Source organism: Limnohabitans sp. Rim8, from assembly GCF_945869175.1.
Lineage (GTDB): Bacteria > Pseudomonadota > Gammaproteobacteria > Burkholderiales > Burkholderiaceae_C > Limnohabitans_A.
In genome coordinates this window covers 1-21,050 of record NZ_CAMBNZ010000045.1, presented here as the reverse complement: position 1 = coordinate 21,050, position 21,050 = coordinate 1, and the positions used below count along the sequence as shown (strand labels likewise).

Sequence of the window (21,050 nt, the reverse complement as noted above, 5' to 3'; positions counted from 1 at the left end):
CGCTTGGTGGCCCAGCGCTGGCGCGAGCAGGCCGAACAAGACTGGGGCATGGCGTGCTCGTCCGTGCCCGGTGAGCTGGTGGACCGCATGCACTTTGAGCGCAGTGGGGTCAGCGGTGAATTGACGGTGAGTGAGACCCGCTTTGACCTTCAGATCAAGCTGGGTTTTTTGCTGGGCGCCTACAGCCGCAAGATCGAAGAAAAAATCCAGGCCAATTTGGATGCACTCCTAGGCCCTGTCGCCTGAAGCCTCAAGGCAAATCTTTGTTCACCTCGGTCATGGGCGAGTTGCGTGGCCCAATCGTGCCCAAGCGCGCTTTGAGCGACTGCGGCTGACGCGTCAAGATGGCCGCGTAATTGGTGGTGTTGGACAGCACTTTTTTCACGTAATCGCGTGTTTCCTGAAACGGGATGTTTTCGGCCCAGATTGCGGCTTCGAGCACCGGGCCGTTGCGCCAGTTGCGCGGGCGGCTGGGCCCGGCGTTGTAGGCGGCGGTGGCCATGGGCATGGAGCCTTCAAAGTCGTCCAAGACCAGTTTCAGGTAACCCGTGCCAATGGCCACATTCACCTCGCGGTCGTTGATCTGCTCGGGGGTGAAGTTGGTGAGGCCTATCTTTTTGGCGGTCCATTTGGCGGTGGCCGGCATCACCTGCATCAGGCCGGATGCCCCCACATGCGAGCGGGCGTCCATGATGAAACGGCTTTCCTGGCGGATCAGGCCGTACACATAAGCCGGGTCCAAGCGGATGTCGTTCGCGCGGCGCACCACGATCTCGCGCAGCGGCATCGGAAAGCGTTGGTCAAAATCAATCGCCTCTTTGGTCCGGTCGCTGGTGTTGATGCAGCGGTCCCACACCTGGCGTTGGCAGGCCAAGTCGGCAGCGGCCAGCAGGTCGCGGTCGTTCATGCCGCCAGGCGTGTGCAAGTTGGTGCTGTAGTTCCACTCGCGGTTGCCTTCAGGCCGCAGGCCGATGGCGATGGCATACAGGGCACGTTGCAAGCCAGGGTTGATCTGGGCGGTGGCTTTTTCTTGCGGGGTCAGGGCCGCTGGGCGTTCGGGGGCGGTGATGGCTTGGCCCAAATCTTCCAAGGCCAGCTGTTCGTAAAAGCCCCGAACACTGGCGATGTTGCGCAGCAAGCCTTGCGCCTCTTGCTTTTGCTGGTTGTCTTGTGCGGTGGCCATCAGCGCACGGGCGCGCCAGTAGACCCAAGCCGGGTCTTTTTGCGATTCGGGGCCCATGGCCTGTGTGGCGGTCAGCACTTGTCGCCATTGGTTTTGGCGTAAGGAGGCGCGCACTTTCCAGATCAGCAAATCGTCGTTCAAGTCGCTGTCTTTTTGCACCTTGGCAAAGTAGCCGCTGGCGTTGACTTGCAGTTTTTGGGCCGCTTGTTTGCCAATCACAGCCCAAGTCCAGTTGCGTTCTTCGGGGCTCAGCTGAATCGACCAACGTTTTTCCAGCAGTTGGGCAGCCTGATCCGGGTCTTTGGCCGCCAAGCGGATCAGCGCCAGTACGGCCAGCTCTTTGCGACTTTTGGTGATGGCGATGATGCGCTTGTCCAGATACCGCTCCGGGTCGGCATAGATCAGGGCCACTTGCTCGGACAAGCGTGGGGCTTCGATGTCGACCGCAGCTTGCGCTGCGCGGGGGCGGTTCGCGTCCATGGCGATGCGGGCTTTGCGCCACAAATCCAGGCCATTGATTTGTTTGCCCGAGTGCAAGTGGTCGACCACATAGGTGCAGCCGTCGTCGGCTTCACGCAGGCTGTACCACAGGCGTTTGGCTTCTTCAGCGACATCGGCTTTGCTGTTCATGGCCTCGGTCGCCAAGGCGTAACACCGCAATTCGCGGTCATCGCGCATGCGGTAGCGGGGGTATTCGGCAGTAAAGCCTGCCCAATCTCGGCGTTTGCCCAGTTGCAAAAGCCAGTCGTTGCGCAAGCGGTCCTCGTAGTAACTTCCTGCGTAAGTGTTCAAAAAGCCGCGAATTTCCGATTCGGGGGCGTTTTCCAGCCGAGCGCGCATTTCCCAATAGGCCGCCAAGGGCTCCAACACATGGCCCCGGGTTTGGGGCAACAGGGCAGACAGCCGGTTTTTGTCCCCTTTTTTAAACGCCTGGCCCATCTCCAGGATGACCTCGTCCCCCTTGTTGGGGGCTTGAACTTGGGCGCGGGCATCAGGGCTCCACAAGCCTGTCGTGGCCATGGCACAAAGCAGTGTCAGAATCTGAGTGAATTTCATGGGTCGATTATGGACAAAGCGGAAGTGAAAAGAGCCTTGCGAAAGGCCTTGGTGGAAGAAAGGTTGAACCTGCCTGACCGTCTGGCACGGGCGGAAGCCTTGCAGCGCATCCTGCGCATCTGGCTGTTTGACCGCCCGGAGACCGTCATTGGCGCTTATTGGCCCATCAAGGGCGAGTTTGATCCTTTGCCCGTGTTGCACCGATGGAAAGAGGACGGCGAGCTCCATGGCGAGCCGCAGCGCCGCCAAATTGGTTTGCCCGTGGTCAACAAGTTGCACAAAACCCTGACTTTCCACACCTGGTACCCCGGCTGCGCGATGGAAGAAGACGCCTACGGCATCCCCAAACCCAAAGACACCGAAATCATCGTGCCCACCTTGCTGTTTGTGCCTTGTGTGGGCTATGGCACAGGGGGCTACCGCTTGGGCTACGGCGGTGGTTTTTACGACCGCACACTGGCCACTTTGCAGCCCAAGCCCTTCACCGTGGGGCTGGGCTTCACGCAAGGCTTTGTGGACGACCTCGAGCCCGAAGACCACGACGAGCCGCTGGATGCCATCCTGAACGACAACGGGGTGGTTTGGCCGGTTTGAGGCCGCGCCCGAAACGCCATGGCCCGTCCCAAATCAGCCACCCACGACATCAAGCGCGACGCGATCCTTGACATCGCGGCCCAGTGTTTTGCCCAGCGCAGCTACCCCGCCGCCAGCATGAACGAAATCGCCACGGCGTGTGGCACGTCCAAGGCGCGGCTGTACCACTATTACGAGAGCAAAGAGGCGATTTTGTTTGACCTGCTCGACCGCCACACCCAGCGCTTGCTCGGGGTGATTGCGCAAACCGAAGCCACCGCACAGCGCAAAGACCTGAACGAGCGCGCCACCCTGCATGAGTTGGTGCGGGCTTTTTTGCAAGAGTACGAAACCTCGGCCACCCGACACGCGGCGCTGCTGAACGACACCCAGTTTTTGAGCGATGAACCTGACCCGACCTTGCCCGGTGCCCCTGTGTCGCCGCGCGAGCTGATCTTGAACCGTCAGCGTGACATCGTGGCCGCCATGACCCGGTTCATGAAGCGGGCCTACCCCGAGCGCCTGACCGCCACCAACCAGACCGCCTTGACCATGATGCTGCTGGGCATGATCAACTGGACTTTCACCTGGTTGCGCCCGGGCGGGCCGATCAGTTACGCGGCGTTCGCCGACGAGGTCATTGGCATGCTGGACAAGGGCTTGGGATGAGCCCTGGGATTTACCCATCCGTAACGCATTTCGTTTAGGTAAAATTGTTTATTCGTTGACCGGAGACATTTCAATGACCAAAGCCCCCACCAAAGCCCCCAACAAAGCTTTCGCCAGCCAGGCCGATCTGAGCGAAAAGAAGATCACTTTCGAACAGCTCAGCCCCCACTGCTGGGCCTACACCGCCGAGGGTGACCCGAATTCGGGCGTGATCATCGGTGACCGTTTCATCATGGTCAGCGACGCCACGGCCACGCCTGCCATGGCCCAAGACCTCATCCAGAAGATCCGCACGGTCAGCGACCTGCCCATCAAATACGTGTTGCTGACCCACTACCATGCGGTGCGCGTGCTGGGTGCATACGCCTACGCCGCAGAAGGCGCGACCGAGATCATCGCCAGCGAAGGCACGTTGGGCCTGATCAAAGAGCGTGGCGCACAAGACATGAAAAGCGAGATGGAGCGCTTCCCGCGCCTGTTCCGTGGCGCTGACAGCGTGCCCGGCCTGACCTGGCCCACCATGGTGGTGGGCGGCGGCGACCCCACAAAGAGCGAAGTGCCCGGCAAACTCAGCATCAACTTGGGCGGCGTCGTGGTGCAGATCTGGCACCCGGGCCCAGGCCACACCCGCGGTGACACCATCGCTTGGGTGGAAGAAGAAAAAGTGCTGTTCTCGGGCGACTTGGTCGAGTACGAAGCCGGTGTGTACACGGGCGATGCGCAACTCGAAGAGTGGCCCGCCACGCTGGAAGCCCTGCGCGACCTGAAAGCCGAGTTCATCGTGCCCGGCCGCGGCGAAGCCATGAAGGGCAACGCCAACGTGAACAGGGCGCTCGATTACACCCAGCGTTGGGTCACCACCTTGTTCCAGGCCGGCAAAGAAGCTGTGGCCGCCAAGATGGACCTCAAAGCCGCCATGGCCCACACCCGCCAAAGCATGGACCCGATCTTTGGCCATGTGTTCATTTACGAGCACTGCCTGCCGTTTGACGTGACCCGTGCCTACGACGAGGCCAGCGGCATCAAAAACCCGCGCATCTGGACCGCCGAGCGCGACATGGAGATGTGGAAAGCCCTGCAAAGCTGAACGGGCCGCCCATGCTCAAAATACACTGAACTCACCCAAGGACATACGCTATGGAATGCACAGTGACCTGGACCGGCGCAGCCGGGACCCGCTCGGGCATGGGCTTTTTGGCCGAAACCGGCTCGGGCCACATGGTCGCCATGGACGGCGCCCCGGATGCCGTCAAACCTGAAAACGGGGGCCAAAACCTGGCCCCACGCCCGATGGAAATGCTTTTGGCGGGCACAGGCGGGTGCACGGCTTACGACGTGGTGCTGATTTTGAAGCGCGGACGGCACGATGTGCGCAGCTGCAGCGTCAAGCTCATGAGCGAACGCGCCGAAGTGGATCCCAAAGTCTTCACCAAGATCAACATGCACTTCACAGTCACTGCCAAAGGGGTGCCTGCCAGTGCGGTGGAGCGGGCCATTGCCATGAGCCACGACAAATACTGCTCGGCCAGCATCATGCTGGGCAAAAGCGCCGAAATCACCACCAGTTTTGAGGTGGTGGAAGCGGGCTAATGGGGAGAGATCAAATCCGGTGCGCCACCGTCGTCATGACTTTGGCCGCCAGTTGCATCACCGACTTGACGGGGCCTGGCAGCTCCACAGCCCCGGCTTTCATGGCCATCTGGGCATGGGCGATTTCATCGGCTTTCATCTGCGCCACGATGGCGCGAGAAGTGTTGTCTGCCGCAGGCAACAAATCCATGTGGCTTTGCAGGTGGGCCTCGACTTGGCGCTCGGTTTCCACCACAAACCCCAAGCTCACCTTATCGCCGCCCAGCTTGCCCGCGGCATAACCAATGGCAAAGGCCCCCGCGTACCATAGCGGGTTGAGCAGCGAGGGGCGGCCCTTCAGTTCGTTCAGGCGTTCCTGCGTCCAAGCCAGGTGGTCGGTCTCTTCGCGGCTGGCTTCGGCCAGTTGGGCGCGCAGTGCCGGATTGGTGCACGCCAAAGCCTGACCGGTGTAAAGCGCTTGAGCGCACACCTCGCCCACATGGTTCACGCGCATCAAGGCTGCGGCTTCGCGCCGCTCTGACTCCGTTAACTCAAGTTCCGCAGTTGGGGCCACAGGTGTAGGGCGGCTGGCCCGGGGCTCGGCAAATAAGGTGCGCAAAGCGCTGTCGGCGGCCAAAATCAAAGCGTGGGTGGACATGGAAAGCCTTCAAAGAGGTGATGACTTTAATGGAGCGGGCCACAAGGGGTCTCAGCCGTGAAGCAATACGCTCAATCTTCAGCAGATATTTATTCAAGCAATGCTTTCTAAAAATCTCGTAAATTGTTGAATTGATTGATGAAAATTCGAAAAAAAGAGGTTGTTCGGTCAGCAGGGGCTTGGTTTGTTGCGTCCGTGCAACGAAAAAGACCTTTATTCGTGGAATTTCTTGGAAAAGCCCTCTTGCTCTGGTGCAATAGCTCAACCTTCCGAATTTGGAGGTTGGCTGAGCGTTCAGACAGGTGATTTTCACTTGTTGGATTCGAGGCTCTTTTTTAAACTTTGGAGAAATTTGCAATGAAAAAAACTCTGATTGCTCTGGCTACATTGGCAGCTACCGCTTCTTTCGCACAATCGACCGTGACATTGTCTGGTAACGTCAAAGCTGGTGTTGCACAGACGAAATACTCTGGCTCGACAACTGCAACCAACAACGGTTCAGCCTCTGGTTTGGCTGACGGTTCTTCGCGCTTCATTCTGAGCGGTTCTGAAGACCTGGGCGGTGGCTTGAAAGCCAACTTCCAAGTGGACACACGTTACCGCATGGACGACAACGGTGCTGCTCCTACTTCTAGCCCATTGGCTGGCGGCAACACATTCGTTGGCGTGTCTGGCGGTTTCGGTAACGTCCAAATGGGCAAGCTGGATACCCACTACTGCATGGGCTCTGACAGCCACGGCGTTCGCGCTACAGCATTGCAAGCTTCCAGCTGCGGCATCTTGGGTTTCGTTAACGGCTCTGGCGGCGGTCAAGCCATTGCCAACGCCAGCCGTTCAACCAACGTTGTTCGCTACACTGCTCCTACAATGAGCGGCTTGACTTTGCAAGGCACTTACAGCTTTGCGCAGTCTGGTTCTGAGGGCGTTGTTGGTACAACCAGCGGCGGCAATGCTTCACACATTCAAGCTGTGTACGTTAATGGTCCTTTGACTCTTGGCGCTTCCACATGGCAAGCCAAAGGCGAAGACCAAACAGCTACTGCAGCTCGTACAGGTCAACGTGCTTCTACATTCATGGCCAACTACAACCTGGGTGTTGCAACCGTTGGTTTGACGTATGACCAGTCTGAACTGCGCGCAGCAGCAGCTGGCGTGTCGGCATTCACTGGCACCAAGCGCAACGTGACATCCATCCCAGTCACAGTGCCTATGGGTTCTGGCACCATCTTGTTCACTTACACCAAAGCTGACGACGTGAAAGTGGCTGGCGTGACCACTGCCAATTCGGGCGCAACCTTGGTGTCGGTTGGTTATGACTACGCTTTCTCCAAGCGCACAAGCTTGGGCGTGAGCTACGCCAAGTTGGACAACAAAGCAGCCGCTGCTTACGCTCTTTACACCCAAACAGCTTTGAACGGTACACCTGCCAACGCTGCTGGTACAGATGCTGGTCAGTTCTACTTGGGCCTGCGCCACGCTTTCTAATTTGACGCTGGCGTAAGAGCCAGCTGATAGTTATAAGAAAAAAACCCCACCGTGGTAACACGGTGGGGTTTTTTGTTCCGAGCCGCTAAAACGACCGTTGGAAAAATGAGCCTGTCAGGTGTCAATGTGACTGCCAACGCAAAAGTCCCACGCGGCGTCCACCATGAAAAGCTTCCTGTTGAAGCCATCAAGACAAAAGCGACCGTTGAGTCTGTACCGCCTGCAACATGGCTTGCGCTGTGGGCCGCCGAATGTCGAATCCACCAATCAAATCAGCCCACCGATCCAATGCGCTCAGCATGCCATCCAGCCGTTGTCCGGCCCAACGCACATCCAGCCCGCCAGTCTGAGCCAATTGCATCATATGGCTGCGCTGGACCACAGCCTGAAACTTGACCAACCAGCCCAAACCGGATGGCATGGGTGTCGTGCTGATGCGAGACGTCACCGGATCGTAGAACACCAAAACCTTGGGCCTGGCCCCCTGCGGGGAGCCACCCAACATGACCAGTTTTTGAAGGGTTTGGGTGTCCTCACCTTGTAAAGCTTGGGGCAAATATTCAAAACAATGATCAATATTTCAATCTTTAAAAGTTCCGTCAGCTCACACCACCGCATGACAAGCGATCTTGATGCCATGGAAATCGCGCAGCGCCGGTCGTTCGGCGCGGCAGATGTCGGTGGCTTTGGGGCAGCGGGGATGGAAGGTGCAGCCCGTGGGCGGGTTCAGCGGGTTGGGCACTTCGCCTTGCACAGGCGTGCGGGCGCGGCCCGTATCGTGCATTTTGGGAATCGCGTCCAGCAGCATCTGGGTGTAAGGGTGCTGCGGGTTGGCAAAGAGCGTGTGCTTGTCGGCGAGCTCCACCAGGCGGCCCAAATACATCACGCCCACTTGGTCGCTCACATGGCGCACCACCGCCAGATTGTGGCTGATGAACAAATACGTCAGGCCCCGCTCGCGCTGCAGGTCTTTCATGATGTTGAGCACCTGCGCTTGCACGCTCACATCGAGTGCCGAGGTCGGCTCGTCGCACACCAAAAACTCCGGCGCCGTGGCCAGGGCCCGGGCGATCGAGATGCGTTGGCGTTGGCCGCCTGAGAACTGGTGTGGGTACTTGACCATGTCCAGCGGCGACAAGCCCACCGACTGCAGCAATTCGGCCACGCGGGCCTTGAGCTCTTCGGCGTCGCTGATCAGGTCGTGCTCTTGGAGCGGCTCGCCGATGATGTTGTCCACCGTCCAGCGCGGGTTCAGGCTGGCGTAGGGGTCTTGGAAAATCATTTGGATGCGCTGGCGCATGGCCTTGGCATCGGACGACTTGAAGGCCGCGTGCGCGTCTTGCCCGTCAAAGGTCAAGCCGCCGCGAGTGGGCTCGTACAAACCCACCAGCAAGCGGGCGACGGTGCTTTTGCCGCAGCCGGACTCGCCCACCAGGGCCAAGGTTTTGCCGCGTTCGATCTCAAAACTAACGCCATCCACGGCATTGAGCATCTGGCGGGGTTTGCGCTCGATGACGCGGTTGAGCCAGGGGGCAGAGACATCAAAGGTCTTGGCCAGATCATGCGCGACGACCAGGGGCTGCGGTTTGGCGTTGTTCATGTTCTCGCTCATGCCGCGTTCCCTTCGTGCAGCCAGCAGGCGGCCAGGTTGGCCCCGGCTTGGACCAAATCGGGGCGCTCTTGGCGGCAGCGGTCAAAGGCTTTGGGGCAACGTGGGTTGAAGGCGCAGCCTTTCGGAATGGCATTCAGGCGCGGCATGGCCCCGTCAATTTGGTTCAGGCGTTCGCGGTCACTGTCCATGTCGGGGATGGAGGCCATCAGGCCTGCGGTGTAAGGGTGGGCCGGGTGGTTGATGACCTGGTGCACCGGGCCGATTTCAGCCACACGCCCGGCATACAACACGGCCACGCGGTCACAGGTCTCGGCGATCACGCCCATGTCGTGCGTGATCAACATGACGGCAGCGCCCCGGTCTTTGCAGACTTTTTTGAGCAAACTGATGATCTGCGCCTGAATCGACACATCGAGCGCGGTGGTCGGCTCGTCGGCCACAATCAGTTGCGGCTCCGCGGCCAAAGCCAAAGCGATCACCACGCGTTGACGCATGCCACCTGAAAACTGGTGCGGATAGTGGTCAATGCGCTCTTCAGCTGCCGAAATGCCCGTGTCTTTCAGCAAATCGATGGCGCGTTGCCGGGCCTCCTGGGGCGTCACTGGCAGGTGGGCCAAAATGGTTTCGGTCAGTTGCCTGCCGATGGAGTACAGCGGGTTGAGCGAGGTCAGAGGGTCTTGAAAAATCGCACCGATTTTGCGGCCCCGGATGTGGCGCATCTGGTCGGCGTTGAGGTGGTCAATGCGCTGGCCTTCCAGCAAAATTTGCCCATTGGCCACACGGCCCGGCGGCTCCAAAAGGCCAATGATGGCGGCACCCGTGAGAGACTTGCCCGCGCCTGATTCGCCCACCACACCCAAAATTTCACCGGGTGCGATGTCGAATGAAATATCGTCCAGCGCACGCAGCGTCCCATGGCGGCTGGGGAATTCCACCACCAGGTTTTTGACTTGTAAAAGGCTCATCGCAATCTCGGATTCAGCGCGTCGCGCAACCAGTCACCCAGCAAGTTGACCGACAAGGCGATCAGCACCAGCATCAGCCCGGGAAAGATGGTGATCCACCATTCACCCGAGAACAAATAATCATTGCCCACGCGGATGAGCGTGCCCAAAGAGGGCGAGGTGGGCGGTGCGCCCACGCCCAAAAACGACAAGGTGGCTTCGGTGATGATGGCCGTGGCCACCTGGATGGTGGCCAACACCATGACCGGGCCCATCACATTGGGCAGCACATGTTTGAACATGATGCGCGAGGGCGCCACGCCCGTGACGCGCGCGGCCTGCACGTACTCCTTGTTGCGCTCGACCAAGGTCGTGCCGCGCACGGTGCGGGCGTATTGCACCCAACCTGTGAGCGAAATCGAGATGATCAACACACCAAAGGCCAGCGATTCGTGCGCATTCGGGAACAAAGCACGCCCCACCCCTGCAATCAAAAGCGCCACCAAAATCGCCGGAAAGGAGAGCATCACATCGCACAAGCGCATCAAGAGTGCGTCGAGCCAACCGCCTTTGAAACCCGCCAGCAAGCCCAAGCCCACACCAACGGCCACCGACAAGAACACCGAGGCCAAACCCACCACCAAGGAGATGCGCGAGCCGTAAATCAAGGCCGACAAAATGTCGCGCCCCTGATCGTCCGTGCCCAGCAAGAACTTGGTGGTGCCACCCTCCATCCACGACGGGGGCAAGCGGGCGTCGCTCAGCTCGAGCGTGGCCAGGTCAAAGGGGTTGGTGGGCGCCACCCATCCGGCAAAGACCGAACAAAAAAGACACACGAAGGCGATGGCAGCAGCCACCATCGCCGTCGGCGACTGGCGGAAGCTGTAACCGACGTCGCTGTTCAGCCAGCGTTTCAGTGCATTCATGGATTACTTGATGGAGATGGACTTGAACGGCATGTAGTTGTCACCCCGTTGCACCAGTGTGACCTTTTTGCTGGTGCCCCAGGCCAGTGCCTGTTGGTGCAAAGGCAAGTGGCCGATGTCGGCGTTGTGCAGCTCAAACACTTCTTTGATCATGGCATTGCGCTTGGGCTGATCGGTTTCACTTTGGATTTTGACCGTCAACTCATCCACCTTGGGGTTGCAATAAGCACCCAGGTTGAATTGGCCTGTGCCCTTGTCATCCACACAGCGCATCAAAGCGTTCAGGGCGTTGTGCGCGTCGTAGGTGCTCGGTGTCCAGCCCAGCAAGTAGAAGCTGGTGTCGCGGCGCAAAATTTTCGGGAAATAGGTGCCCTTGGTCTCTGCCTTCAAGTTGATCTTGACGCCTACACGCGCCAAGTTGGCGGCCACGGCTTCGCAGATCTGGCCGTCGTTCACATAACGGTCGTTCGGGCAATTCATGTCCACAGTAAAACCAGTGGGGTAACCTGCTTCGGCCAGCAACTTTTTGGAGGCCTCGGGGTCAAAGGGCAAGCGTTTGTTCAGTTCTTGGCTGTAACCATTGATGCCAGGACCAACCATCAAGGCGCTCGGGTTGGAAGCGCCGCGCATCACGGTGCGTTTGATGCCCTCAATGTCGATGGCCTGGTAGAAGGCCTGGCGCACACGCTTGTCCTTGAAGGGGTTCTTGCCCTTCACGCTGGAGTACAGCAGTTCGTCACGTTTTTGGTCCATGCCCAAAAAGATGGTGCGCAGTTCAGGGGCCACCAAGGCGCGGGTGTTGGCGCCTGCATTGATGCGCGGCACGTCTTGCACAGGCACAGGTTCCATGATGTCGATCTCACCGGACAGCAAAGCCGCGACGCGTGTCGGGTCGTTGGCGATCACAGAGAAAATGACCTCGTCCACATTGCCTTCGATCTTGCCCCAGTAGTTGCCGTTGCGTACAAAGGTGGTGCGGATATTGGGCTGGCGCTCACGCAGGCGGTAGGGGCCTGTGCCATTGGCGCGGAAGGAAGCCGCATTTTCAATGCCCTTGCGGCGATCAACCGGTTTAGTGGCCTGGTTGTCCTCACACCATTTCTTGCTCATGATCAATACCGTGGACAACACGTTGGGCAGGATCGGAAACGGGGCTTTTGTTTCGATCTCGATGGTGTGGCTGTCTACCTTGCGCACTTCCTTGATGTCGTTGGTGTTGCTGCGCATGTCGGAGCCTTCGCCTGCAGCACGGTTGATCGAGAACACCACGTCATCGGCTGTGAACGGCGTGTCATCATGGAAGCGCACGTTCTTGCGCAACTCGAAGCGCCACACGGTGGGCGATGTTTGCTTCCACGAAGAAGCCAGACCGGGTTCAAACTTCAGGTCCTTGCTGACACCCACCAACGATTCATAGACGTTACTGGTCACGCTCAGCTGCAACGACTCATTGAGCGAGTGAGGGTCCATTGACAAGGCATCGCCTTGGTTGGCAATACGCACGGTGGCGGCATTGGCCACGCCCAGCGACATGGCCGAGACCAAGGCCCCGGCCATCAAGGAACGGGAAAGTTTGGAAGTGCGCATGAAATACTCCTGAGGTTGAAAGTGAGAAGTGTTTGAAGGATCAAACCGATGAGCCGACAGGCAAGGCCTGCTCCACCAAACTGGCGTACAGCGCCGCGCCCAAAGGCAAGATTTCGTCGTTGAAGTCGTACCTGCTGTTGTGCAATGGGTGCGGGCCGGGACCATGTGGCAGACCTTGACCAATCCGGATGTAGGCACCGGGAATGGCCTGCAGCATGAAAGAAAAGTCCTCGCCGCCCATGCTGGGCAGCATGTTGCGCCAAACCTTGTCCTCGCCCACCAGCTTAGCCGCCACGTCGCAGGCAAACTGCGCTTCGGGCACGGTGTTCACGGTGGCGGGGTACACGCGCTCGTAAGTCAAGTCGGCTGATGCGCCAAAACCTTGGGCAATGCCGCTGCACAAAGACCGCAGTCGGTCTTCGATCAGGTCTTGCACGCTCTCGCTGTAGGTGCGCACGGTGCCGACCAAAGTGACCTCGCCCGGAATCACGCTCATGGCGCCCGGGTGACCGCCTTGCATCGAGCAAATGCTGACCACCGCTTGGTCAAAGGCCGACAGGTTGCGCGCGACCACGCTTTGCGCCGCGGTGATGATGTGTCCGGCCACCAGCACCGGGTCCACGCCTTGGTGCGGGCGGGCACCATGCCCCCCTTTGCCGCGAATGAAGATCTCGATCCGGTCCACCGCCGCCTGCATGGGGCCGGGGGTGATGCCGATCACGCCCAAAGGCGTTTCGGGCGAGTTGTGCTGGGCATAGACCTGCTCGCAGGGAAAGCGCTCGAACAAGCCGTCTTGCATCATGGCCCGGGCACCTGCATAGCCTTCTTCGCCCGGTTGGAAGATCAACACGGCGGTGCCGTCAAAGCGCCGGGTTTCGGCCAGGTAACGGGAGGCGCCCATCAGCATGGCGGTGTGGCCGTCGTGGCCACAGCCATGCATCAGGCCGGGTTTGGACGATTTCCAGGTGCATTCGTTGAACTCGGTCAGCGGCAGCGCGTCCATGTCGGCACGCAGGCCAATCATTCGGCCGAGGTTGCTGGCCGAGCGGCCTTGGCCGTGCACCAAAGCCACCACGCCGGTTTTGCCGATGCCGGTGTGGATGCTGTCCACGCCACACAGCTTGAGCATTTCGGCCACGCGGCCGGAAGTGTAGACCTCTTCAAAACCCAGCTCGGGGTGGGCGTGCAGGTCGCGCCGAAAAGCCGTGAGCTCAGGATGAAACTGGGCAATGCGCGCAAACGCTGCGCCTCGCCCCAACACCGATTGCAAGGAAGCGCCCATGCTCAATGCCCCCCGGGTTTGCCCACGCGCAGGCGGGGGTCGACCACAAAATAAAGCAAATCCACAATCAGGTTGATGGCCACAAAGATCAAGGCGATCAGGCACAAATAGGCGGCCATCACCGGGATGTCGGCAAACGTCACCGCCTGGATGAACAACAAGCCCATCCCCGGCCACTGGAACACCGTCTCGGTGATGATGGCAAAAGCGATCAAGCCGCCCAACTGCAATCCTGTGATGGTGAGCACCGGCACCAAGGTGTTTTTGAGCGCGTGACCAAAGTGGATGGTGCGGTTGGACAAACCCCGCGCACGGGCGAACTTGATGTAATCGGTGCGCAGCACCTCCAGCATCTCGGCCCGCACCAAGCGCATGATGAGCGTGAGCTGGAAAATCGCGAGCGTCACGGCCGGCAGCATGATGTGATGCCAGCCCTTGGTGGTCATCAAACCACTGGACCACCAGCCCATTTGCACCACCTCGCCCCGGCCAAAACTGGGAAACCAGCCGAGCATGACGGCAAACACCAAAATCAGCAAAATGCCGATCAAGAAGGTGGGCAAAGAGACGCCCAGCAGCGAGACCGTCATGATGAGTTGGCTGGCCCAAGTGCCCCGGCGCAAGGCCGCATACACCCCCATGGGAATGCCAATGACCAAGGCCAGCGTAGCCGCCACCAGTGCCAACTCGAGCGTGGCGGGCAGGCGTTCGGCGATCAGGCGTGACACCTTGGCGCCTTGGCGCAGGCTCAAGCCAAATTCACCTTGCACCGCGTTCAACAAAAAGTGCCAAAACTGCACAAAGAAGGGCTGGTCCAGACCCAGCCCCTCGCGCAATTCCCGGATTTGTTCCGGTGTGGCGTCTTGGCCCAACAAGAACACCACCGGGTCACCCACATACTGAAAGAGCAAAAACGCGATGAAGGCGACCGTGACCATGACGACCACGGCCTGGATCAGCCGCTGCAAGATGAAAGCGAACATCAATTGACCTTGATCAGCGTCCAGTCGAGGCGGTTATCAGGGCGGTGCACCAAGTCGATGTTTTTCTTCATGGCCCAGGGGATCACCTGGTTGTGCAGCGGAATGTGCGCCACGGTGTCGTTTTGCAGCTGCAGACCTTCGGTCAGCAAACGGTTACGCACCGGCAAATCGGTTTCGGTTTTGACACGGTCCACGATATAGTCCATGCGGGTGTTGCTGTAGCGGCCCACGTTGTAATTGCCGTCACCGCCGGTGCCGACGGACCTCGTCAGGGACTGCAGGCTGTACAAGCCGTCAAACGTAGGAACGCCCCAACCCAGCATGTAGATGCTGGCTTCGTAGCGCTGAATCATGGGAAAGTAAGTGACCAAAGGCAGGGTGCGCAAGCGGGCTTTCACGCCCACTTTGGCCCACATGGCGGTGATGGCCTGGCAGATCTCTTCGTCATTGATGTAGCGGTTGTTGGGGCAAGCAAAGTCCACCTCAAAGCCTTGCGGGTAACCGGCTTCGGCCAACAGTTTTTTGGACGCATCTTGGGAATACGGGAATCGGGTGTCCACTGCCTTGGTCCAGCCGTTGACCTGCGGGGCCACCAAAGCACCCGTGTTTTGCGACAAGCCGCGCATGGTCACACGGTGAATGGTTTCCATGTCAATCGCCTGGTACAACGCTTTGCGCACCTTGACGTCTTTCAGGGGGTTTTTGCCCTTGACGCTGGAGCCAGGCAGTTCATCACGGTGCTGGTCCATGCCTAAAAAGATGGTGCGGTTTTCAATGCCGTCCACCACTTTCAAGTTGGCATTGCTGCGCATGCGGCCCAAGTCTTGTGGGCTGGGGTCAAGCACAAAGTCGATCTCGCCCGACAACAAGGCGGCTGCACGGGTGGCCTCGTTTTTGATCGGGGTGTAAATCACCTCGGTCACGTTGGTGGCGGCATCGGACCAGCCCCACCAGTTGGGGTTTTTCACCAGCACCAGTTTTTGGTCGGGCTGCCACTCTTTGACCATGAAAGCGCCGCTGCCCATGGCGTTGCGGTGGGCAAAGTTTTCGTCCTTGGTCTTGATGTCTTTGGGCTCCATCGATTTGTTTTTCTCGGACCAGGCCTTGCTCATGATGCGCAACTCGGTCAGCTGGTTGAGCAGCACAGGATTGGGGCCGCTCAGGATGATGTCCACCGTGTTGGCATCGACCTTGACGATTCGGCTAAAACCTTGGGTATACACGTTGAAGTTGGATGTTTTGGCACGGGCGCGGTCCAAAGAAAACACCACGTCGTCGGCTGTCAGGGCCGAGCCATCACTGAACTTGACGCCTTTGCGCAAATTGAAGCGGTATTGCGTGGGCGACATTTCCCGCCAAGATGTGGCCAACTTGGGTTCGATTTTGAAGGTTTGGCTGTTGTAGTAGACCAAAGAGTCAAAAATGGCCGCATGCACGCCATTGCCCAAAGCGTTGTTTTGCGAGTGGATGTCCAGTGTGGGAATGTCGCTGGCGCTGGTCCATTTGAAGGGCTTGGCCTGCACCGCGGCAGTGCCCATGAGACCGGCCACAGTCAGGGACAGCACCAAAGCGGTGGTACGCATGGACAAATTCAGATCTTTTTTCATAAAGTCACCCCAAGTCGCTGGTTAAGAATCAAAGAAGAATACTATGCAACATTCAAGCCCGTCTCAGGGAGAGGGAAATCCCCTGAAATGCCTGTCGCGCACAAGACTGGTGCAATCAATCCAGCCGGATGTCGCCGTACCAAGCACGCACCTGGCTGCGGGTGTTGTCCGAATCGGTCATGACGGCAATCGCCACCAAGGCACCCGGGGCTTCCCCGTAAGCCCTCTCAAAATCTGCCCGCAGATTGCGTCGGTATTGCCGCCATTGCTTCACTTGCTGAGGGCCAGACTCCACCACCAATTTGCGCACGCGGTCAGTGCGCGGGTGGACAATGACCGATTCCACCGCTTGGTGGTTGGACCAAACATACATCAAGGTGGCATAAGGCATGGGCTCCCCAGTGATGGCCTCGGTCAGGTCGCTGAGCATGGCGTTCTTGGCAGAAAAACGGCTGCGATCGCCCTCAAAAGCCAAAATCAAACGCACAGGCGAGTCCCCCTGGTTGATCTCAGCCATGTTGGCGCCCTCGAGCAGATTCTCCACTTGCCACTCAAACTGCAAGCGCCCCAGCCGTTCAGCAGGCACATTCAAGCGCTGACGCAACATGCTGGCCGACGATTGGGCATCGGCTTGCAAGACTTGCCGTTGGCCCTGCTTTTCAAGCTTGAATGCGGTGCGCAATTTGCCCGGCAAGGCCACGGCTTCCCACTTCGCTTTGTCTTGGGGGGTGAACAACAAGGTGCCTTGCGCTGGCATGGAGACCACTTGGGCTGGCGGCGTGCCCAGACCGGCGCAACCTGCCAAAGTCACTGAAACCACGCTCCCCAAGCAGGCTCTTGCCCATGACCCAGCGAAAACCATGAATGACCTTTCAGTAAGGATGCAAGACAATTTGACCAAACCAACAATTTTTTTGATTTTGATCCATTTAGTGATTCATCCCTTCTGGAAGCCCTTTTATGCGTGATCGCCGTCTTTTGTTGCAATCCCTGACCATGTGCGCTCTGCCCATGTCATGGGCACACGCACAAGTCACTTTCCCATCCAAAGCCCTGCGCATCGTGGTGCCGTTTGGCGCCGGGGGCGTGGCCGACTTGACGGCCCGCGCGGTGGCCCAAAAGCTCTCCGAAAACTGGGGCCAAGCCGTAGTCGTTGACAACCGACCCGGCGCAGGCGGCATTGTCGCGGGCGAATTGGTGGCCAAATCGGCACCCGATGGGCACACGCTGCTGCTCATGTCCAACGGCACAGCCGTGAGTGCAGGTCTGTTCAAGTCGTTGCCCTTCAATCCGCGCACCGACTTTGCGCCGATTTCTCTGCTGGGCCTGTTTGACATCGCCATCGTCGTCCCGGAATCTTCACCCCACAAAACCTTGGCCGATTGGGTGAGCTTTGGCCGCGCCCACCCCGGACAACTGAACATCGGCACCATCAACATCGGCAGCACCCAGCACTTGGCAGGCGAGTTGTTCAGGTCTCAGGCCAACTTGGTGGCTCAAATCATCCCTTACAACGGCACGCCGGCCGTCATCAACGCCTTGCGCGGCGGTCAAATCGATGCGGCCGTGGAAATTTTGGGTCCTCTGAAACCCCAAATCAGTGCCAAAGCCGTTCGGCTGCTGGGGGTCATGGGCGCGTCCCGCCCCAAAGACCTGCCCCAAGTGCCCGTGGTGCGCGAACTGCCGGGCCTGAGCAACTTTGATGTGTCGTCCTGGAACGCGTTGGCCGCGCCTGGCAAAACGCCCAAAGCCGTGGTGGACCGGTTGAGCGCCGACGTGGCCAAGGTGTTGGCAGAACCTGAGATGGTGCAGCGGCTGGCGGGGTTCAACGTGCAAGCCAAGGCCAGCACGCCGGCACAGCTGGCGCAATGGCTGGACGCCGACATCCAACGTTGGAGCGACGTCATCCAGAAGGCGGGCATCCCTCAGCAATGAGACGGCGGCATCTGGTATTGCGCGCACAAGGCCAAAAACGCGGGCAGTGCCGGGTCGATGCCCGTTTCTTGCTGCAGCAACTCGGCCACGCGTGGGGCCATGCGGGCGGCCAAGCGGGCATCCAAAAACAAAACCCGCCAGCGGCGCGCCAGCATGTCTTCGACCGTGATGGCCCATTCCGACTGCGCCGAGTAACGCACCATGGCCGCCGTCAAGCCCAGGCCCAGGTTCTCGTCTGCGCCTGGCGCACCGGCCACTTTGGCCGCTTGCGCGCCAAAAAGGTGCAAGCCGGGGGCGTCGCGCAAACTCACAGGCGGGGTCCTGGGCGGGGGGGCGCCAAACAGCATGTGGCGCTCGGTGTGGGCATCGCGCTGGGGCGCAGGCAAATCCCCCGCGTCCACCAAGGCGGCCATCACCTCTTGGGCCATGTTGCGGTAAGTGGTCCATTTGCCGCCGGTCACCGTGACAAAGCCTGACGCTTCTCGGGCAATCAGGTGTTCGCGCGACATTTTCGCCGTCCCGCCTGACGGGCTGGTCGCCACCAAGGGCCGCAAACCCACCCAGACGCTTTTCACATCTTGCGCCCGCAAGCGAACACCGAAAGCCTGCTCGGTCTCGTTCAACAAAAAAGCCAACTCTTCGGCCATGGGGCGTGGCTCCAGCGGGGCGTCCTCGCGCGGCGTGTCGGTGGTGCCAATCACGGTGGCCCCCAACCACGGCACCGCAAACAGCACCCGTCCGTCTGAGGTGCGCGGCACCAGCACCGCCTCTTGGAGGGGCAGCAAAGCCCGGTCCACCACCCAGTGCACGCCTTGGCTGGGTTTAACCAGGCCATGCCCGATTTTTGTGGGCTCGCCAGCCGCATGGCTTTCGGATGAAGGCGTCTCTTTGTGCAAGGCCAGTTGCCGCATCGCGTCCACCCACACCCCGGTGGCGTTGACCACGCAGTCGGCATGCAGCGTCGCAAGTTGAGCGCTCATGGCATCTTGCAAACTGACTTGCCAACCACGGCCATGCTGAACCAAACCCACCACCCGCACATGGTTGCGCACACGCGCCCCAGACTCATGAGCGGTTTGCGCCAGCGCCAGCGCCAAGCGGGCGTCTTCAAACTGGCCATCCCAAAAGCGCACGCCAGCCACCGTTGCGGGCAGCACCGGGCCTGACCCTTTCAAAGCCTGCAAGCTCAGGGCTTGGGTCGGTCCCAAACTCAGTCGGCCGGCCAGCCATTGGTAAAGCTTGAGGCCGATGAGGGTCAACGCCCAAAACCCCCATCGCCGCTCCTGAACCACAAAGGGCAAGGGCTGCGCCAAATGCGGCGCCAAGCCAAGCACAATCGCCCGCTCGCGCAGCGCCTCGCGCACCAGCTGGATGCGCCCTTGCGCCAAATAACGCACCCCGCCATGCAGCAGCTTGGTCGAGCGTGACGAGGTGCCACTGGCGAAATCACGCGCCTCCACCAGCACCACGCTGCGCCCCTCCAGCGCCGCCTGAACCGCCACACCCAAGCCGGTGGCACCGCCACCGATCACCAGCACATCGCATGTGACGGGGGTCCAGTCTGAAAGCTCAGGTCGAATCGTCATGGGAGGTACAACACTCAGTGGCCTTATAGTGGCTAGTGAACAGTCTAGCGCCCCCTAGGAACTTGTGATGACACCCTCCACTCATTTGCTGGCACTCGACCAAGGCACCTCCAGCTCCAGAGCCATCGTGTTTGACGACCGCGGCCACATCGTAGGGACCGCACAGCAAGAATTTGCGCAAATTTTCCCGCAACCGGGCTGGGTCGAACACGACCCCATGGCCATCTGGCACAGCCAGCGCGACACGGCGCAACAGGTGCTGGCCCAATGCGGCCTCAGGCCATCCGACATTCGCGGCGTGGGCATCACCAACCAGCGCGAAACCACCGTGTTGTGGAACCGCCGCACCGGACTGCCGCTGCACAACGCCATCGTCTGGCAAGACCGCCGCACCGAAACGCTGTGCCAGCAATGGCGTGACCAAGGCGTCGAACCGATGGTTCAGCAACGCACCGGTTTGCGCTTGGACCCTTATTTTTCTGCCACCAAACTGCGTTGGCTGCTGGACCACATTCCGGGTGCACGCGCACAAGCCCAGGCGGGGGAGCTGGCTTTTGGCACAGTGGACACCTGGTTGATTTGGCAACTCACGGGCGGTCAAAGACACGTCACCGACATCAGCAACGCCAGCCGCACCCTGCTGCTCAACATCCACACAGGCCAGTGGGACGACGAACTGCTGGCCTTGTTTGATATCCCCCGCGCGGTCCTGCCCCAGGTGCAAGCCTCGGTGTCTGAATTTGGTTGTGTGCAAAACGGCCTGCTGGGGCCCGCAGACGCACTGGGCAAGAATGGCCCCACCATCGGCGGCGTGGCGGGCGACCAGCAATCGGCGCTGCTCGGCCAAGCGGGCTTGCAAGCGGGCGATGTCAAAAACACCTACGGCACGGGCTGCTTCATGCTCATGCACACCGGGCCGGATGCGCTGCACAGCGACAGTGGCCTGATCACCACCTGTGTGGCCAAGTTACAAGCGCAGGGCCCCATCCATTACGCGCTCGAGGGCAGCGTGTTCATCGGCGGTGCGGTGGTGCAATGGCTGCGCGATGGCCTCCAAGCCATCACCCACAGCCACGAGGTGGAAGCGCTGGCCGCCAGCGTGCACAGCAGCGACGGCGTGGTGCTGGTGCCCGCCTTTGCCGGCTTGGGCGCGCCCTATTGGCTGCCCCACGCGCGCGGCAGCATCCAGGGCCTGACGCGTGGCAGCACGGTGGCACACGTTGCCCGCGCCGCGCTCGAGAGCATCGCGTTGCAAAGCACGGTGCTGCTGCAAGCCATGCAACAAGACGCACGGCAGTTGGCACAACTGCAAGTGCGCGCCTTGCGCGTGGACGGGGGGGCCTGCGCCAACAACTTGCTCATGCAACTGCAAGCGGACCTGATGGGCTTGCCCGT

Annotated in this window: 20 protein-coding genes; 8 read left to right on the top strand and 12 right to left on the bottom strand. The window is 59.9% G+C overall.

What is annotated here, in order from left to right; translation table 11 throughout:
• On the top strand, positions 1–246 hold a 246-nt coding region (locus Q0O19_RS08415), incomplete at its 5' end, for a polyhydroxyalkanoic acid system family protein (RefSeq protein WP_295521862.1).
• A gap of 4 nt (positions 247–250) precedes the next feature.
• On the opposite strand, the gene Q0O19_RS08410 is transcribed toward Q0O19_RS08415, so the two are convergent.
• A complete protein-coding gene (locus tag Q0O19_RS08410; protein WP_295521860.1) occupies positions 251–2,239 on the bottom strand; it encodes a lytic transglycosylase domain-containing protein in 1,989 nt (662 codons plus the stop codon).
• A gap of 9 nt (positions 2,240–2,248) precedes the next feature.
• On the opposite strand from Q0O19_RS08410, the gene Q0O19_RS08405 reads away from it, so the two are divergent.
• The 4 genes from Q0O19_RS08405 to Q0O19_RS08390 all read left to right on the top strand — a co-directional run bounded on the left by Q0O19_RS08405 (position 2,249) and on the right by Q0O19_RS08390 (position 5,071).
• On the top strand, positions 2,249–2,833 hold the full coding sequence (locus Q0O19_RS08405; RefSeq protein ID WP_295521857.1) for a 5-formyltetrahydrofolate cyclo-ligase: 585 nt from the start codon (positions 2,249–2,251) through the stop codon (positions 2,831–2,833).
• 18 nt (positions 2,834–2,851) lie between these two features.
• Positions 2,852–3,481: a TetR/AcrR family transcriptional regulator gene (locus Q0O19_RS08400; RefSeq protein WP_295521854.1), complete on the top strand. Its 630-nt coding sequence runs from the start codon at positions 2,852–2,854 to the stop codon at positions 3,479–3,481.
• Positions 3,482–3,554: 73 nt separating this feature from the next.
• Positions 3,555–4,568, top strand: a complete 1,014-nt coding sequence (locus tag Q0O19_RS08395; protein ID WP_295521851.1) for an MBL fold metallo-hydrolase — start codon at positions 3,555–3,557, stop codon at positions 4,566–4,568.
• Between the two features lie 50 nt (positions 4,569–4,618).
• Positions 4,619–5,071: an OsmC family protein gene (locus tag Q0O19_RS08390; protein ID WP_295521847.1), complete on the top strand. Its 453-nt coding sequence runs from the start codon at positions 4,619–4,621 to the stop codon at positions 5,069–5,071.
• A gap of 10 nt (positions 5,072–5,081) precedes the next feature.
• Here the strand turns inward: Q0O19_RS08390 and coq7 are convergent, their stop codons facing one another.
• Entirely contained in the window at positions 5,082–5,708 is a 627-nt protein-coding gene (coq7, locus tag Q0O19_RS08385) for a 2-polyprenyl-3-methyl-6-methoxy-1,4-benzoquinone monooxygenase (RefSeq protein ID WP_295521843.1), read from the bottom strand.
• 357 nt (positions 5,709–6,065) lie between these two features.
• Between coq7 and Q0O19_RS08380 the strand changes: the two genes are divergently transcribed.
• Positions 6,066–7,193 carry a porin gene (locus tag Q0O19_RS08380; protein WP_295521840.1) on the top strand — a complete coding sequence of 376 codons (1,128 nt, stop codon included), beginning with the start codon at positions 6,066–6,068 and terminating at the stop codon, positions 7,191–7,193.
• 187 nt (positions 7,194–7,380) lie between these two features.
• On the opposite strand, the gene Q0O19_RS08375 is transcribed toward Q0O19_RS08380, so the two are convergent.
• From Q0O19_RS08375 to Q0O19_RS08335, 9 genes are all read right to left on the bottom strand, one after another.
• Positions 7,381–7,749 carry a hypothetical protein gene (locus Q0O19_RS08375; protein ID WP_295521837.1) on the bottom strand — a complete coding sequence of 123 codons (369 nt, stop codon included), beginning with the start codon at positions 7,747–7,749 and terminating at the stop codon, positions 7,381–7,383.
• A 48-nt stretch (positions 7,750–7,797) separates the two neighbouring features.
• The gene (locus Q0O19_RS08370; protein WP_295521865.1) at positions 7,798–8,793 is read right to left on the bottom strand and encodes an ABC transporter ATP-binding protein; all 996 of its coding nucleotides are present in this window, start codon (positions 8,791–8,793) and stop codon (positions 7,798–7,800) included.
• Between the two features lie 8 nt (positions 8,794–8,801).
• Complete coding sequence (locus Q0O19_RS08365; protein ID WP_295521835.1) at positions 8,802–9,770, bottom strand: ABC transporter ATP-binding protein; 969 nt, start codon at positions 9,768–9,770, stop codon at positions 8,802–8,804.
• Positions 9,767–10,675 carry an ABC transporter permease gene (locus tag Q0O19_RS08360; protein ID WP_295521832.1) on the bottom strand — a complete coding sequence of 303 codons (909 nt, stop codon included), beginning with the start codon at positions 10,673–10,675 and terminating at the stop codon, positions 9,767–9,769. Before Q0O19_RS08360 ends, Q0O19_RS08365 begins: the two co-directional genes overlap by 4 nt.
• A gap of 3 nt (positions 10,676–10,678) precedes the next feature.
• Positions 10,679–12,262 carry an ABC transporter substrate-binding protein gene (locus Q0O19_RS08355; protein WP_295521830.1) on the bottom strand — a complete coding sequence of 528 codons (1,584 nt, stop codon included), beginning with the start codon at positions 12,260–12,262 and terminating at the stop codon, positions 10,679–10,681.
• A 40-nt stretch (positions 12,263–12,302) separates the two neighbouring features.
• Positions 12,303–13,544 carry a M20 aminoacylase family protein gene (locus Q0O19_RS08350; RefSeq protein ID WP_295521826.1) on the bottom strand — a complete coding sequence of 414 codons (1,242 nt, stop codon included), beginning with the start codon at positions 13,542–13,544 and terminating at the stop codon, positions 12,303–12,305.
• Positions 13,545–13,546: 2 nt separating this feature from the next.
• Positions 13,547–14,527, bottom strand: coding sequence for an ABC transporter permease (locus Q0O19_RS08345; RefSeq protein ID WP_295521823.1), 981 nt, complete (start codon positions 14,525–14,527; stop codon positions 13,547–13,549).
• Complete coding sequence (locus tag Q0O19_RS08340; RefSeq protein WP_295521820.1) at positions 14,527–16,110, bottom strand: ABC transporter substrate-binding protein; 1,584 nt, start codon at positions 16,108–16,110, stop codon at positions 14,527–14,529. Before Q0O19_RS08340 ends, Q0O19_RS08345 begins: the two co-directional genes overlap by 1 nt.
• Positions 16,111–16,249: 139 nt before the next feature.
• Entirely contained in the window at positions 16,250–16,945 is a 696-nt protein-coding gene (locus Q0O19_RS08335; RefSeq protein WP_295521818.1) for a DUF3047 domain-containing protein, read from the bottom strand.
• Between the two features lie 185 nt (positions 16,946–17,130).
• Between Q0O19_RS08335 and Q0O19_RS08330 the strand changes: the two genes are divergently transcribed.
• The gene (locus Q0O19_RS08330) at positions 17,131–18,069 is read left to right on the top strand and encodes a tripartite tricarboxylate transporter substrate binding protein (protein WP_295521815.1); all 939 of its coding nucleotides are present in this window, start codon (positions 17,131–17,133) and stop codon (positions 18,067–18,069) included.
• Here Q0O19_RS08330 and Q0O19_RS08325 read toward each other — a convergent pair.
• Positions 18,060–19,655 carry a glycerol-3-phosphate dehydrogenase/oxidase gene (locus Q0O19_RS08325; protein WP_295521813.1) on the bottom strand — a complete coding sequence of 532 codons (1,596 nt, stop codon included), beginning with the start codon at positions 19,653–19,655 and terminating at the stop codon, positions 18,060–18,062. The genes Q0O19_RS08330 and Q0O19_RS08325 overlap by 10 nt on opposite strands.
• A gap of 67 nt (positions 19,656–19,722) precedes the next feature.
• On the opposite strand from Q0O19_RS08325, the gene glpK reads away from it, so the two are divergent.
• Positions 19,723–21,050 (top strand): glycerol kinase GlpK (glpK, locus tag Q0O19_RS08320; protein ID WP_295521810.1); only part of this gene is annotated, 1,328 nt, incomplete at its 3' end.

Excerpts from the sequence above, each read along its gene's own strand:
- Q0O19_RS08345 (WP_295521823.1), bottom strand. The coding sequence starts at position 14,527 with ATGTTCGCTTTCATCTTGCAGCGGCTGATCCAGGCCGTGGTCGTCATG.
- Q0O19_RS08395 (WP_295521851.1), top strand. The coding sequence starts at position 3,555 with ATGACCAAAGCCCCCACCAAAGCCCCCAACAAAGCTTTCGCCAGCCAG.
- Q0O19_RS08355 (WP_295521830.1), bottom strand. The coding sequence starts at position 12,262 with ATGCGCACTTCCAAACTTTCCCGTTCCTTGATGGCCGGGGCCTTGGTC.
- Q0O19_RS08390 (WP_295521847.1), top strand. The coding sequence starts at position 4,619 with ATGGAATGCACAGTGACCTGGACCGGCGCAGCCGGGACCCGCTCGGGC.
- Q0O19_RS08325 (WP_295521813.1), bottom strand. The coding sequence starts at position 19,655 with ATGACGATTCGACCTGAGCTTTCAGACTGGACCCCCGTCACATGCGAT.
- Q0O19_RS08360 (WP_295521832.1), bottom strand. The coding sequence starts at position 10,675 with ATGAATGCACTGAAACGCTGGCTGAACAGCGACGTCGGTTACAGCTTC.
- Q0O19_RS08380 (WP_295521840.1), top strand. The coding sequence starts at position 6,066 with ATGAAAAAAACTCTGATTGCTCTGGCTACATTGGCAGCTACCGCTTCT.
- coq7 (WP_295521843.1), bottom strand. The coding sequence starts at position 5,708 with ATGTCCACCCACGCTTTGATTTTGGCCGCCGACAGCGCTTTGCGCACC.
- Q0O19_RS08330 (WP_295521815.1), top strand. The coding sequence starts at position 17,131 with ATGTGCGCTCTGCCCATGTCATGGGCACACGCACAAGTCACTTTCCCA.
- Q0O19_RS08365 (WP_295521835.1), bottom strand. The coding sequence starts at position 9,770 with ATGAGCCTTTTACAAGTCAAAAACCTGGTGGTGGAATTCCCCAGCCGC.
- Q0O19_RS08350 (WP_295521826.1), bottom strand. The coding sequence starts at position 13,544 with ATGGGCGCTTCCTTGCAATCGGTGTTGGGGCGAGGCGCAGCGTTTGCG.
- Q0O19_RS08370 (WP_295521865.1), bottom strand. The coding sequence starts at position 8,793 with ATGAACAACGCCAAACCGCAGCCCCTGGTCGTCGCGCATGATCTGGCC.
- Q0O19_RS08400 (WP_295521854.1), top strand. The coding sequence starts at position 2,852 with ATGGCCCGTCCCAAATCAGCCACCCACGACATCAAGCGCGACGCGATC.
- Q0O19_RS08410 (WP_295521860.1), bottom strand. The coding sequence starts at position 2,239 with ATGAAATTCACTCAGATTCTGACACTGCTTTGTGCCATGGCCACGACA.
- Q0O19_RS08340 (WP_295521820.1), bottom strand. The coding sequence starts at position 16,110 with ATGCGTACCACCGCTTTGGTGCTGTCCCTGACTGTGGCCGGTCTCATG.
- Q0O19_RS08405 (WP_295521857.1), top strand. The coding sequence starts at position 2,249 with ATGGACAAAGCGGAAGTGAAAAGAGCCTTGCGAAAGGCCTTGGTGGAA.